The sequence below is a fragment of the Flavobacterium niveum genome, assembly GCF_055231775.1.
The window spans coordinates 219564-233304 of sequence record NZ_JBUYSX010000004.1 but is presented as its reverse complement, the minus strand read 5'-3'; the positions used below and the strand labels follow the sequence as shown (position 1 = coordinate 233304).

10 protein-coding genes are annotated in these 13741 nt (G+C 44.6%); 1 reads left to right on the top strand and 9 read right to left on the bottom strand.

Going from position 1 to position 13741, the window contains the following annotated elements; all coding sequences use genetic code 11:
- Nucleotides 1-10: 10 nt before the first annotated feature.
- The 9 genes from ACZIX4_RS11740 to ACZIX4_RS11700 form a co-directional block, all read right to left on the bottom strand.
- Entirely contained in the window at nt 11-1420 is a 1410-nt protein-coding gene (locus ACZIX4_RS11740; RefSeq protein ID WP_463335829.1) for an APC family permease, read from the bottom strand.
- A gap of 115 nt (nt 1421-1535) precedes the next feature.
- The gene (locus ACZIX4_RS11735; protein ID WP_463335828.1) at nt 1536-3344 is read right to left on the bottom strand and encodes a cytochrome c oxidase subunit I; all 1809 of its coding nucleotides are present in this window, start codon (nt 3342-3344) and stop codon (nt 1536-1538) included.
- A 39-nt stretch (nt 3345-3383) separates the two neighbouring features.
- Nucleotides 3384-4583: a cytochrome c oxidase subunit II gene (locus tag ACZIX4_RS11730; protein WP_463335827.1), complete on the bottom strand. Its 1200-nt coding sequence runs from the start codon at nt 4581-4583 to the stop codon at nt 3384-3386.
- 19 nt (nt 4584-4602) lie between these two features.
- Nucleotides 4603-6126, bottom strand: a complete 1524-nt coding sequence (locus tag ACZIX4_RS11725; protein ID WP_463335826.1) for a quinol:cytochrome C oxidoreductase — start codon at nt 6124-6126, stop codon at nt 4603-4605.
- Between the two features lie 29 nt (nt 6127-6155).
- Nucleotides 6156-6695 carry a c-type cytochrome gene (locus tag ACZIX4_RS11720; protein WP_463335825.1) on the bottom strand — a complete coding sequence of 180 codons (540 nt, stop codon included), beginning with the start codon at nt 6693-6695 and terminating at the stop codon, nt 6156-6158.
- 10 nt (nt 6696-6705) lie between these two features.
- A complete protein-coding gene (locus tag ACZIX4_RS11715) occupies nt 6706-7230 on the bottom strand; it encodes a DUF3341 domain-containing protein (protein WP_463335824.1) in 525 nt (174 codons plus the stop codon).
- 5 nt (nt 7231-7235) lie between these two features.
- Entirely contained in the window at nt 7236-8663 is a 1428-nt protein-coding gene (gene nrfD, locus ACZIX4_RS11710; RefSeq protein WP_463335823.1) for an NrfD/PsrC family molybdoenzyme membrane anchor subunit, read from the bottom strand.
- A 42-nt stretch (nt 8664-8705) separates the two neighbouring features.
- Nucleotides 8706-11762 (bottom strand): TAT-variant-translocated molybdopterin oxidoreductase, encoded by a 3057-nt coding sequence (locus ACZIX4_RS11705; RefSeq protein WP_463335822.1) that lies wholly within the window; start codon nt 11760-11762, stop codon nt 8706-8708.
- 35 nt (nt 11763-11797) lie between these two features.
- The gene (locus tag ACZIX4_RS11700; RefSeq protein WP_463335821.1) at nt 11798-13132 is read right to left on the bottom strand and encodes a c-type cytochrome; all 1335 of its coding nucleotides are present in this window, start codon (nt 13130-13132) and stop codon (nt 11798-11800) included.
- A 213-nt stretch (nt 13133-13345) separates the two neighbouring features.
- Here ACZIX4_RS11700 and ACZIX4_RS11695 point away from each other — a divergent pair, with 213 nt between their 5' ends.
- On the top strand, nt 13346-13732 hold the full coding sequence (locus ACZIX4_RS11695) for an SPOR domain-containing protein (RefSeq protein ID WP_463335820.1): 387 nt from the start codon (nt 13346-13348) through the stop codon (nt 13730-13732).
- Nucleotides 13733-13741: the final 9 nt, after the last annotated feature.

The following is a 13741-nucleotide window of genomic DNA, read 5'->3' as shown; positions in this document are numbered from 1 at the left end:
CAAAACTACGTTAAGCCTTTTTGCGTTGGGTAAGGTAATACACCGGTATGCCAGCCAGCATAATCAGTACACCCCAACCACAGGTTTCGGTTTTATCAATCAGCAAAGCAATACAAAAAGCGGCAGCCAGCAAGATATAAATTATCGGCAGCACCGGATAACCAAAAGCTTTATACGGCCTTTCGGCATCGGGCATTTTCTTACGGAGGATGAAGATCCCGTATATGGTAAGGATGTAAAATATCACCACTATTATCATTACATAATCAAGCAGGTCGCCGTACTTACCGGTAAGGCACAGTGCCGAAGCCCAGATGCATTGCAGCCACAGCCCCCATCCTGGTACACTGGCTTTGTTTAGCGACGCAGCCTTTTTAAAGAAAAGGCCGTCGTTTGCCATGGTATAGTACACCCTCGCACCTGCCAATATCAAACCATTATTACATCCAAATGTGGAAATCATAATCATCACAGCAATAATGTAACTGCCCGAGGTGCCGAATATATATTGCGAAGCCTCTACTGCTACACGCTCAGACGGCGCAAATGCAATCGTCTCCATTGGCATAACCGCCACATACATAATATTGGCAAGGATATAAATTACAGTCACTATAAGCGTACCCAGAAACAGGCTAAGGCCAACATTGCGTTGCGGGTTTTTAATTTCACCGGAAATAAAGGTAACGCCGTTCCAGGCATCGCTACTGAATAGTGAGCCTACCATACTGGCCGCAATACCTGAAAGCAAGACCGTCCCTCCTATGGTTACCCATTGCCCACTGTCTTTATCAAAGGATTTGGCAGTCCATGCATCAGCCCAGTTAGCATTCCAGATGTCGGCTTTGGCAGCAAGGATGAAACCAAAAATTACCAACCCAAACAGTGAGGCAATTTTGGTAATGGTAAAAATAGTTTGTATGTATTTGCCGTTCTTCACGCCACGGCTGTTGATAAACGTAAGGATGATAATGGTAACTATAGAAACCAGCTGCGCAGCATTCAGATTAAAACTACCGGCTTCGTAAAGGATGTTCTGGTCACCCAGTTCCGGCACAAGGTAGGCTGTAAACTTACCAAAAGCTACGCCAACCGCCGCTATAGTACCTGTTTGTATCACCGCAAAGAAACTCCAGCCATATAAGAACGCTATGAGCTTATTATAGGCCTCTTTAAGATAAACGTACTGTCCGCCTGCTTTGGGGAACATGGCACTCAGCTCGCCATAGCTTACCGCCGCTATCATGGTCATTAAACCCGAAAGCACCCAAATAAGGATGAGCCAGCCCGCGCTGCCTATGTTTTGCACCATACCGGCGCTTACTATAAAAATCCCTGAGCCTATCATGGAGCCTACTACCAGCATGGTACCGTCCAGCAGGCCGAGTTCGCGTTTCAGGTGTTTGTCGTTTTCTTGCATATCAGTTTGGTTAATGCCCTAAAGATAAAATAATAAACGAAAATTCCCTAAAAAAGAAAAGGCTTCCGGAAACCGGAAGCCTGTATCTTATATTGTACAATATATTGTTTTAATCTTAGTGGTGAAGTTGCTCTTCGCCCGGCTGCATTGGTACAGTTTGCGGAACGAAGTCTTCATCGTGGCCCGGCTTGCTGTAGTCGTACGGCCAACGGTATACTTCAGGTATTTCACCCGGCCAGTTACCGTGGATGTGCTCTACTGGTGTAGTCCACTCAAGCGTGTTCGCTTTCCATGGGTTTTGTGTAGCACGCTTACCTTTAAAGATACTGTAGAAGAAGTTCCACAGGAATGCCAGCTGGAACGCGGCACCGATAAGGGCAAACATAGTGATGATTACGTTGATATCAGCAAGGTCATCAAACAATGGGAACGCAGAGTTAGTGTAGTAACGGCGCGGTAGGCCGGCCATACCGATAAAGTGCATCGGGAAGAATACACCGTAAGCACACACCGCAGTTACCCAGAAGTGGATGTAACCAAGTGTTTTGTTCATCATACGTCCGAATAGTTTCGGGTACCAGTGGTAGATACCTGCAAACATACCGTATAGTGCAGATATACCCATTACAAGGTGGAAGTGGGCAACTACGAAATACGTATCGTGGATGTTGATATCCAGTGTACTATCACCAAGGATGATACCTGTAAGACCACCTGTGATGAATGTAGACACGAAACCTATAGAGAACAGCATGGCAGGGTTCATCTGAAGGTTACCCCTCCAAAGAGTTGTAATCCAGTTGAAAGCCTTAACAGCTGAAGGTATAGCAATAAGAAGTGTTGTAAAGGTAAACACCGAACCAAGGAACGGGTTCATACCTGATATGAACATGTGGTGACCCCATACAATTGTAGAAAGGAATGCAATAGCAAGTATCGAAGCAATCATGGCTCGGTAACCGAAAATAGGCTTACGTGCGTTTGACGTAAGGATTTCAGATACAAGACCCATCGCAGGAAGGATTACAATGTAAACCTCAGGGTGGCCAAGGAACCAGAAAAGGTGTTCAAACAGTACCGGAGAACCACCTTGATAGTGAAGTACATCACCGGCAATGTAGATATCTGAAAGGTAGAATGAAGTACCAAAACTCCTGTCAAAGATAAGCAGCAATGCCGCAGAAAGTAGTACAGGAAATGATACGATACCGATAACAGCAGTAATGAAAAGCGCCCATATAGTAAGTGGAAGCCTTGTCATAGACATACCTTTTGTCCTTAGGTTGATAACGGTTACCACGTAGTTAAGTGAACCCATTAGCGATGAAGCAATGAAGATAGCCATAGAAACCAACCAAAGCGTCATACCCATACCAGAACCAGGGATGGCCTGTGGAAGGGCAGAAAGCGGTGGATAGATTGTCCAACCGGCTGAAGCAGGGCCAGACTCTACGAATAGTGAAACAACCATGATAACAGCAGAAACAAAGAACAACCAGTACGACACCATGTTCATGAATCCAGATGCCATATCGCGGGCACCAATCTGCAACGGAATAAGCAGGTTACTAAAAGTACCGCTAAGACCGGCTGTTAGTACAAAGAATACCATGATGGTACCGTGGATGGTAACCAAAGCCAGGTAAATATCGTTTCGCATTACGCCATTTGGAGCAAATTTGTCTCCAAGAAGAACTTTAAATATTGTAAAAGACTCTTCAGGCCATGCTATCTGCATACGGAATAGTAGGGACATTATGATACCGATGATACCCATAAACACACCTGTAATAAGGTATTGTTTAGCGATCATCTTGTGGTCAAGGCTAAAGATGTACTTTGTTATAAAAGTCTCCTTGTGGTGATGACCGTGATCATGTCCGTGCTCGTCGTGAGCGTGGTTATCGTGTCCTGCTGCTGACATATTTCTTTATTTTGATATGTTTTGAAACAAAATTAATAATTATTTACCGTGGGCTACTTTGGCAGTATCAGCTTTAGGGGCTGCACTGTCGGTTTTTATTGTAGCAGAATCTGCAGGGGCAGCTGCGGCTTCAGTAGCGGCAGGGGCTGCAGCACCTTCTTTTTCTTTCTTAACAGCATGGCCGATAGTTTCTTTTTCGCCAAGCCATTTTTTGAAATCAGCTTCCTCTTCTACAACAATTTTCATTTGCATGTTAAAGTGAGAAGCACCACAGATTTTATTACAAAGTAACAGGTAATCGAATGTGTAAGGCTCAAGACCCGGTTTACCTTCCGAGGCAAGTTGCTGGCTCTTTTTAGTACGTATCTCGTTAATGTGATCTACCTTTTTCATGATCAGCGGATCCTGACGCATTTCTTCGGTAGTGATAGTTGGTACAAAACCAAACTGTGTAACCATACCCGGAACTACGTTCATCTGCGCCCTGAAGTGAGGCATATAAGCAGAGTGAAGTACGTCTTGAGAACGGAACTTGAAGATGATTTGCTTACCTTTCGGAAGGTGAAGCTCGCTTGCCTGGATATCGTCCTGTGCATTGGCGTCGCTCATGTCTACACCCATACTGTTTACACCGGCTATATACCTTACGTTAGCTTTACCAAGCTTGCCGTCTTTACCGGCATAACGCACTTCCCAGTTAAACTGCTTGGCATATACTTCTACGTAAACAGCATCTTCTTTAGCCTCTTCGTCTATAAACATAATGTTTGTCCAGGCATAAAGTCCATAAAGGATAAGGCCTGCAAGAACGATTACCGGGATAATAGTCCAGATAAACTCAAGCTTATCGTTATCGGCAAAGTAAAAAGCCACCTGGCCTTTTTTGCCTTTGTATTTAAATGCAAAGTAGTGAAGCAGGAACTGTGTAATAACCTGTACAACAAAGATAAGCCACATAGAAATGTTCATCAGGTTGTCGTACTGCGGCCCGTGCTCAGATGCCGGAGTACCCAGCACCACATGGCCCCATTTCCACATTGAAAAAATAGTAAACAGATAGATAAACCCTACAAAGGCAAACATCAGGTAACCGTGTATTTTGTTATCTGTGTCGGTAGCCACAGCAGAATCCTCATCCGGCCTGCCTGCACCCACCTGAGTAAGATGGAATATCTTGGTAAGTTGCCAGATGGCAACACCCAATAAAACTACTACAATTAGAATCAATAAACTTGTCATCTGTTTATTTCTTTAAATATTAATAATGGAAATGCTTACTCTCTTCAATAAGCGGGTTACGCTTAGCCAGTAGCGGCACTTTAGTAAGGGCAGTAAATACTACAAGGATAAACAATCCAAGGAAGAACAATACTGAACCTACTTCACCGGCACCGATAAACCACTGATCTCCCACCGTAGCAGGCATAATCATGTTGAAGAAGTCGATATAGTGACCGCAAAGGATTACAATACCGGCCATAACAATTATCCATGAAAGGCGCTTGAAGTCGGTATTAACAAGGATAAGTACCGGGAAGATAAAGTTCATAACCAGCATACCGAAGAACGGCAGGGTATAGTTGTCTATCCTCATTTTAAAGTACACAACCTCTTCAGGTATATCGGCATACCACATTAGCATGAACTGAGAGAACCAAAGGTACGTCCAGAATACACTGATACCGAACATGAATTTGGCAAGGTCATGGATGTGGCTTGTGTTTACATACTCAAGGTAACCTTTAGATTTAAGATAAAGTGTTATAAGGGCAATAGTAGTAATACCGCTTACAAAGAAGCTGGCGAATACATACCAACCGAATAGTGTGCTGTACCAGTGTGGGTCTACAGACATGATCCAGTCCCAAGAAGAGATAGATTCACTTACGATAAAGAACCCAAGGAAAGCGGCAGCAGCCTTAAATGATTTTTTGTACGGGATGTTATCAGTAGCTTCATCCTGGGCAAGCGATTGCTTGCGAGAGTACTGACGGTAGAAAATCCAGCCACCAAGGAAAATTGCAGCCCTGATAAGGAAGAACGGCCCATTTAGGTAACCGGCCTTACCTTGCATAATGTGGTCGTGTTTAACAACTTCTTCGTCCATCCATATAAACAGGTGGTGAATGTCTGCAACACCAAGTGCAAGGAATGCAAGAAGGATAACAGCGCCAGGGATAAGGTAAGAAGTAATACCTTCCATAACCCTGAACAGTACAGGCGACCAACCGGCCTGTGCGGCATTTTGTATTGCGTAGAAAGCAAGTACACCTACAGAAATAAGCAGGAAGAACAGTAATCCTATATATACTGCAGCCCAAGGCTTATTTTGAAGTTGATGAAAAACGTGCTCAACGTGCTCTTTATGCTCAGCGTGTGCATCGGCATGGGCTTCGTGGCCTTCATGCTCGGCAACAGCGTGTGCTTCATGGGCGTCGTGTGCAGGAGCCTCAGCAGTAACGGCTTCGGCAGTATCATGAACAGACGGTGCAGCAACAGCAGCGGCAGTAGTATCTGCCGATACAGAATCGTGCTCTGCAACAGCCGAATCATGGGCAGCTTCGGCAACAGCCGGTGCAGCTTCCTCATGGTGTGCAGGTGCAGTAGCAGCCTCTTCATGGTGCTCAGCCCCGTGGCCACCGTGAGCATGCTCAGCAGCGATGATTTTCTCAACCTCCTCTACTGATTTTGGTGCAGTAAAAAAACTGTAACCTATACCAAGGGCGCCTAACACCATCAGTACAAAGGCCAACGTTTTTAATTTACTAGAAAATGTATACATATTTTATGCTTTCAGTGTTCTACAAATTATTATTCACTCTTAAGTTTCATAACGTAACGTGCTATTTGCCAACGCTCAGTTTGGTTCAGCTGGTTAGCGTGGCTACCCATCATGTTACGTCCGTATGTTACTACGTGGAAAATACTTCCCTCGGTAATTTCCCTGGTTTTATAATCAGGCACACCCGAAAACTTTTCCCTTTTGGCAAGGTTACCTTTACCATCGCCCTTATCACCGTGGCATATAGCACAATAAACGGTGAAAAGTTCTTTGGCTTTAGCCTCGTCATAATCAGCAGCAGCCAAAGGCGATACGTTTGTTTTCGATGCGTTATAACCTTCCTCAGTGTTAGGCAATTCGTAAGGAGTGAATCCCCTTGGTATAGAACCTGTGGCAGGAAGCTGTCCTTCTTTGCCGTTGTTAAAAGCTTTAGATTCTGAATACGTTTCATAACCTACAGACTCGTACATGTTTGGCATGTACTGGTAGTTAGGTTCTGTTTTATTAAAGCATGAGGTAAGCGCGACAGAGGCAGAAACCACAAATGCTATTTTATATAATGCTTTCATACTTCTTTTCTTAGTGCTTATCAATTACTTTAATTTCAACAGCGCCTGTACCTTCAAAGAAAGAAACCAGCGAAGCCTCATCACCGTGAACCGGCACTTCCATAAGGAAATGGTCGTCTGTAGTGCGCACATCAGGGTTTTCAGCCTCTTTAAAAGGCCAAAGCTTACTCCTCATGTAAAACGTGATTACCATTAAGTGGGCCGCAAAGAATACGGTCATCTCAAACATTACCGGCACAAAAGCAGGCATGTTCTGGTAGTAGGTAAAGCTTGGCTTACCACCGATGTCCTGAGGCCAGTCTACAATCATTATATAGTACATCATAGATGTAGCTACAGATAATCCCACTAAACCATATAAGAATGCGCATATAGCCAACCTTGTTGGTGCAAGGCCAAGTGCTTTGTCAAGTCCGTGCACAGGGAATGGCGTAAAAACTTCTTCAATGTGATGATGTGCAGCGCGGGTTTTCTTTACCGCGTCCATTAGGATATCATCGTCATTGTACAATACGTGTAATACTTTATTGCTCATGATTCTTAGTGATGATTATGTTCTGAATGTGAATGATCGTCGTGTGCGTGTTGTTCTGCGTGCAGCCTCTTGTACTTATCGCTTGAGGTTTTCATGATAGATTTAACCTCTGCCTGTGCAATTACAGGGAAACTCCTTGAGTAAAGAAGGAACAGTACGAAGAAGAAACCGATAGTACCAATGTAGAAACCAGCATCTACAAACGTAGGGCTGAACATGGTCCATGATGACGGAAGGTAATCCCTGTGAAGTGAGGTAACGATAATTACGAAACGCTCAAACCACATACCTATGTTTACTATAATAGAGATAACAAACGAAGCGAAGATACCTGTACGAACTTTTTTGAACCACATTACCTGCGGAGATATTACGTTACAGAACATCATCAGCCAGTATGACCACCAGTAAGGACCTGTAGCCCTGTTAAGGAATGCATACTGCTCATATTCCACACCCGAATACCAGGCAATGAAAAGCTCAGTGATATAAGCACAACCTACGATAGAACCTGTAATCATTACAATGATGTTCATTAGCTCTATGTGCTGTATGGTAATGTAAGCCTCAAGGTTAGACACTTTCCTCATGATGATAAGGAGTGTGTTTACCATCGCAAATCCTGAGAAGATAGCACCCGCAACGAAGTACGGAGGAAGGATGGTGGTGTGCCAGCCCGGGATAACCGAGGTAGCAAAGTCAAATGATACAATGGTGTGTACCGAAAGTACAAGAGGGGTAGCAAGGCCTGCAAGTACAAGCGAAACCTCCTCAAAACGCTGCCAGTCTTTGGCACGTCCGCTCCATCCGAAGCTTAGTATAGAATATACTTGTTTAGTAAACGGCGTTACAGCCCTGTCACGAAGCATCGCAAAGTCAGGCAGAAGGCCTGTCCACCAGAAAACAAGTGACACAGAAAGGTACGTTGAAATCGCGAATACGTCCCAAAGTAGCGGTGAGTTAAAGTTAACCCAAAGCGAACCGAACTGGTTTGGTATTGGCATTACAAAGTAAGCTAACCAAGGACGTCCCATGTGGAATACAGGGAACATAGCCGCCTGTACTACCGAGAATATGGTCATCGCTTCGGCCGACCTGTTGATGGCCATCCTCCACTTTTGACGGAACAAAAGAAGTACCGCCGAGATAAGCGTTCCGGCGTGACCGATACCTACCCACCATACAAAGTTGGTAATATCCCATGCCCAGCCTACTGTTTTATTTGATCCCCATGTACCGATACCGTTACCTACTGTATAGGCAACACACGCTACGCCCCAAAGGAAGGCTGCAAGTGAAATGGAGAAAACAATCCACCATTGCTTATTTGCCCTGCCCTCTACCGGCTTAGCAACTTCCACAGTTACATCGTGATAATTTTTGTCACCTATGATTAAGGGTTTTCTAATGGGTGCTTCGTAATGAGACGACATAATATATTTTTATGTTTGTTTCTATTAATATGCTTTTAACTACTATGTATTCCTTACTTTAACGTGATAGAATACATTTGGCTTAGTACCGATGTGGTCAAGGAGATAGTAAGCCCTTTCGCTTTCTTTAAGCCTTACCACAGGGTCTTCAGTGTTGTTAACATCACCAAATACCATAGCACCGCTTGAACAAGCTGAAGAACATGCACACGCATCGTTAAATTCATCCTTACCTACTACCCTGCCATCGCGCTTAGCCTGAAGGATAACCGCCTGTGTAGCCTGTATACAGAATGAACATTTCTCCATAACACCACGGCTACGCACTACAACATCAGGGTTAAGTACCATACGGCCAAGGTCGTCATTCATGTTGTAATCAAAGTCACTGTTCTTGTTATAAAGGAACCAGTTGAAACGGCGCACTTTGTACGGACAGTTGTTAGCACAGTAACGGGTACCCACACAACGGTTGTAAGCCATGTGGTTTTGTCCCTGGCGGCCGTGAGATGTAGCAGCTACCGGACACACAGTCTCACAAGGAGCATGGTTACAGTGCTGGCACATTACCGGCTGGAATACTACCTGAGGGTTATCTGCAGGGTCTTCCATAGAGTTAAAGGTTTCTATTGAGTTCATTAGGCCGTGAGCAGCCTCTTTCTTCTCAACATCACCTGCAAAAGTATCCTGAGATGAGTAGTACCTGTCTATACGCAGCCAGTGCATATCACGGCTCCTGCGGATTTCAGATTTACCTACTACCGGTACGTTATTTTCGGCATGACAAGCGATAACACAAGCACCACATCCTGTACATGCATTAAGGTCTATTGAAAGGTTAAAGTGGTGGCCTGTAGTCCTGTCAAACGACTCCCATAGATCAATCGAAGCAGCAGGAACCTCTTTATGGTCATAAGATACCTGTGGTTGTTCGTTCCAAACCTCGGCACCTTTATCATTAAATTCAGCAAGGGTAGTTTCCTTAACAATATCTCCCCTACCCATAAGTGTGCGCTGAAGCTGTACGCAGGCAAACTCATGTTCACCATTAGACTTAGCAAGCGTAGCACCTTGTACTGAGTTAAGGTTGTTATATACTGCATAAGCATTAACACCCACAGCCATTTCCTCTTTAAGGCCGGCTTTGCGACCGTAACCAAGAGCAAGGCCGAAAGTACCTTTTGCCTGGCCCGGCTGTATAAGCACCGGAACCTCAATTTTCTTATCACCTACTGTAAGAGTGGCTACGCTACCGTTAAGGCCGCCGTTTGCCACGTTCCAGTTTTCAAGTTTAAGAGCCTCAGCATCTGCTTTAGAAACAGTAAGGTAGTTATCCCATGAAGCCCTTGAAATCGGGTCAGGGAATTCCTGTAGCCATGGGTTGTTTGCCATTTGGCCGTCACCCATACCTGTTTTAGTATAAAGAACCAGTTCAAAAGTACCGGCAGGCTTAGCAGCAGCAAGTGTGCTTGCGGCACCGGCAAAGTTAGCAGCACCCGGAGCTACCGTACCCACTACAGGAGTTTCGGCAACACCATCATGCACCAGCTGGTTCCATGTTTTACCTGCCGCATAAGTTGGAGCAACAGCTTTGATATAATCGTAGTAAGAAGCAGGGTTACCTGTCCAGGCAAGAAGCGCATCCTGGAACTGGCGTGTATTAAACAGCGGACGGATAGTCGGCTGCGTAATAGCGTAACTGCCTTTAGATATCACAACGTCTCCCCAAGCCTCAAGGTAGTGAGGTGCAGGAGCAGCAACCGTAGTTACAGCAGCAGTCTCATCTTCCCTAAGCGTGAAAGAAACTGAAAGTTTAGTCTTTTTAAGACCCTCTGCAAAGTCAGCACCGTTAGGCAGTGAGTACACAGGGTTTACATTATTAAGGATAAGCACGTCAACCGCACCCGCCTTAAGGTCATTTACAAGTTGCGCAACTGCCTTGGCATCACCTTTACGGATGTAGCGCGGAGCAGCCGGATTGAATGCAAGTGACTGAAGTGCGTTGTTAATAGCAATTACAAGAAGCTGTGCATTAACATCGTCAAGGCCGGTAAGCACCACACCTTTAGCACCCGCAGCTTTAAGCTGTTGGGCAGCTTTTGCTACTGCATCAGCTTCAGCTTTATCAAGGCTTACAGAAACACCGCCACCAACAATGGCGTTATAAAGAGCCACAAGGGCATATTTTTGCTTGGTTACAGTAAGCGGCACACGCTTGTCAGCGTTAGCACCACTAAGGCTCATGTTAGCCTCAAACTGTATGTGTTTAGACATTTTGCCGTTTTTCGGGATACGGTTCAGCGTGTAGCCACCTTCGTATCCTCCACCCTGCCAGTCGCCAAGGAAATCAGCACCTACAGATACAATTACATCTGCTTTGGCAAGGTCATATTCAGCAAGCGCCCTTTCGCCATAAACCGCCTGGAAAGCGTCAAGGGCTTCAGAAGAAGAAACAGCATCGTATACAACATGCTTAAATCCGGCATACTTAGCACCGAATTCAGCAATCAGTTTGTCAGTTGAAGGACTGGCAGTAGTACCGCTAAGCACCACAACCTTACCACTGTTAGCCGCAGCCTGAGAAAGGGCAGCTTTAACTTTGGTGTCCACTTCAGCCCAAGAAGCAGGTTTGCCCGCTATTTGCGGCTGTTTAAGCCTTAGGCTGTCATATAATGAAAGCACAGAAGCATACACCCTGGCATTAGGGCTTATCCTTGAACCTGCAAGAGTATTTTTAACCACCCCGATAGGACGACCTTCGCGGGTTTTTATAAGCACGTTAGCAAAATCAAAACCGTCAGCTATAGTAGTAGCGTAGTAATCTGCAACACCCGGAATGATTTCCTCCGGCTGCACTACGTAAGGTATTGATTTAACAACCGGACCCTCACAGGCAGCAAGCGTAGCAGCTGCGGTAGTGAAGCCCACATATTTCAAAAAGTCACGACGGCTTGTAGATGAATTTGACAAAGTCTCCTTGTCGCCAAGAAACTCATCCGTAGGAATTTCTTCAACAAACTCGTTGTTTCTTAGCGCCTCAACAATAGAGCTATCGTTCAGCTCCTCAACACTTTGCCAGTATTTTTTGTTTGATGCCATGTTGTATATAGATATTTGCTTCTTAGTAAAATTGATTAATAGTGACATTTACCACACTCAGTACCGCCCATGTTGGCAGCAGTAAGCTTCTGAACGCCGTATTTCTTAGCAAGTTCATCGTGGATTTTTTCATAGTATTCATTACCGGCTACCTTAACCTCTGTTTCGCGGTGGCAGTTAACACACCAGCCCATGGTTAGCGGAGAATGCTGTTTCATCACTTCAAATGTTTCAACAGGACCGTGACACTTCTGACACTCAACCCCGGCAACAGAAACGTGCTGAGAGTGGTTGAAGTACACAAAGTCAGGAAGGTTATGAATCCTCACCCATTTCACCGGCTTTTGTTTACCAGTGTATTTCTGGGCAGATTTATCCCAACCTACAGCGTCGTATATTTTTTGGATTTCAGCAGTGTAGAATTCTTTAGAACGGTCGTAGATAGAATCTTTATCACCTGTGAATTCTGAAATGTTTTTGTGACAGTTCATACACACGTTAAGCGATGGTATACCCGAAGTCTTACTTACCCTTGCAGAAGAGTGACAGTACTTACAGTCGATACCGTTATCACCGGCGTGTATTTTGTGCGAGAAGTGGATAGGCTGCACCGGCTGGTAACCCTGATCTACACCTACCTGCATCAACCAGCCGTAAAGCATGTAAGACGATGCAAGCACAAGAAGGATTACAGTAACCAATACAAGGAACTGGTTTTTAACATAAGCCTGCCATACTGATATTGAAGGCTCTTTTTCAACCACTACACCATTGGCAGCAGCCACTTTCTTAAGCGTTTTGTTTACCAGCACAAGCATGATGATAAGCACTGCAAGCACAAGGATAAGCGCACCCAGGATAATCACCTGAGAAGCACCACCTTCAGAACCACCGTTACCGCCAGGAGTAACGCCCGGCGCAGGAGCAGGCTTTTCCATCGGCTGAGAGGTAAACGCCATTATGTTATCAATGTCTGCCTCGCTAAGTTGCGGAAACGCAGTCATCACTTTTTTATCATTGTCAGCGAAAAGCTTAACCGCCTCAGCATCACCTGATTTGATTAGATCGCTACTGTTGTGAACCCATTTATAGATCCACGCCCTGTCGTGCTTATCAGCTACACCCCTTAAGGCCGGACCCGTAGAGGCAGCATCAAGCTTGTGACAGGCAGCACAATTCGCGTTAAACAGCTCTTTACCTTTTGCAGGGTCACCCGCACCTGCAGCAGGTGCCGCAGCCGCTTCAGCCGGGGCAGCAGCAGGAGCCGCAGCCGCATCTTGGGCAAATGTAGAAAGGGAAAAAGTTAGCGACAGCGCCAGGAAGAACATTAAAATTCTTGAAATCGGAGAATGGTTACCCACTTTTTTCATATTAGTAATGATTATCGACAAGTTTGGTACGATTTTTACAATGTATAATTGTTATAAACTATACTTTTTTCAAAAACTTCCACAAAAATACGACTTATGTCATATTCTCAAACCCTAAACAAGCCTTATTGGGCAATTTATAATAGTTCTAAATAACCTTTAAGAAAGCCTTTAGAAATAATAATTGTACATTTGTTGCAAAGATAGTTCATTATGAGATTTTTAACATTTAAATATGTTTTCCCCGCGTTGGTTTTATCGGCTTTTTGCCACACAAAAGTTAACGCACAAAACAGCGTATCTGTACAGCAGGATAGCCGCTTTGAGGAGCTACTGGCCGAAAAACGCAAAATCAATGCTTCAATTACGGTAAATGACCGTTATAAGATACAGATTTTCTACGGCACCAACGATAAAGCACGCAAAGCCCTGCAGGATTTTAAACGTGATTTTAAAAACACTGACGGCACTATAATTTTTGAAAGCCCTACCTACAAGGTATGGGTAGGAAGCTATAAATCTAAAATTGAAGCCGAAAAAACCTTGGTTGACATCCGTAAAAAGTACCCCACAGCACTGATAATAAAACCCAACAAATAATACATTTTC

Coding starts and splice junctions, on each gene's coding strand:
- ACZIX4_RS11730 (WP_463335827.1), bottom strand. CDS start 4,583: ATGACAAGTTTATTGATTCTAATTGTAGTAGTTTTATTGGGTGTTGCC.
- ACZIX4_RS11705 (WP_463335822.1), bottom strand. CDS start 11,762: ATGGCATCAAACAAAAAATACTGGCAAAGTGTTGAGGAGCTGAACGAT.
- ACZIX4_RS11740 (WP_463335829.1), bottom strand. CDS start 1,420: ATGCAAGAAAACGACAAACACCTGAAACGCGAACTCGGCCTGCTGGAC.
- nrfD (WP_463335823.1), bottom strand. CDS start 8,663: ATGTCGTCTCATTACGAAGCACCCATTAGAAAACCCTTAATCATAGGT.
- ACZIX4_RS11695 (WP_463335820.1), top strand. CDS start 13,346: ATGAGATTTTTAACATTTAAATATGTTTTCCCCGCGTTGGTTTTATCG.
- ACZIX4_RS11735 (WP_463335828.1), bottom strand. CDS start 3,344: ATGTCAGCAGCAGGACACGATAACCACGCTCACGACGAGCACGGACAT.
- ACZIX4_RS11700 (WP_463335821.1), bottom strand. CDS start 13,132: ATGAAAAAAGTGGGTAACCATTCTCCGATTTCAAGAATTTTAATGTTC.
- ACZIX4_RS11720 (WP_463335825.1), bottom strand. CDS start 6,695: ATGAAAGCATTATATAAAATAGCATTTGTGGTTTCTGCCTCTGTCGCG.
- ACZIX4_RS11715 (WP_463335824.1), bottom strand. CDS start 7,230: ATGAGCAATAAAGTATTACACGTATTGTACAATGACGATGATATCCTA.
- ACZIX4_RS11725 (WP_463335826.1), bottom strand. CDS start 6,126: ATGTATACATTTTCTAGTAAATTAAAAACGTTGGCCTTTGTACTGATG.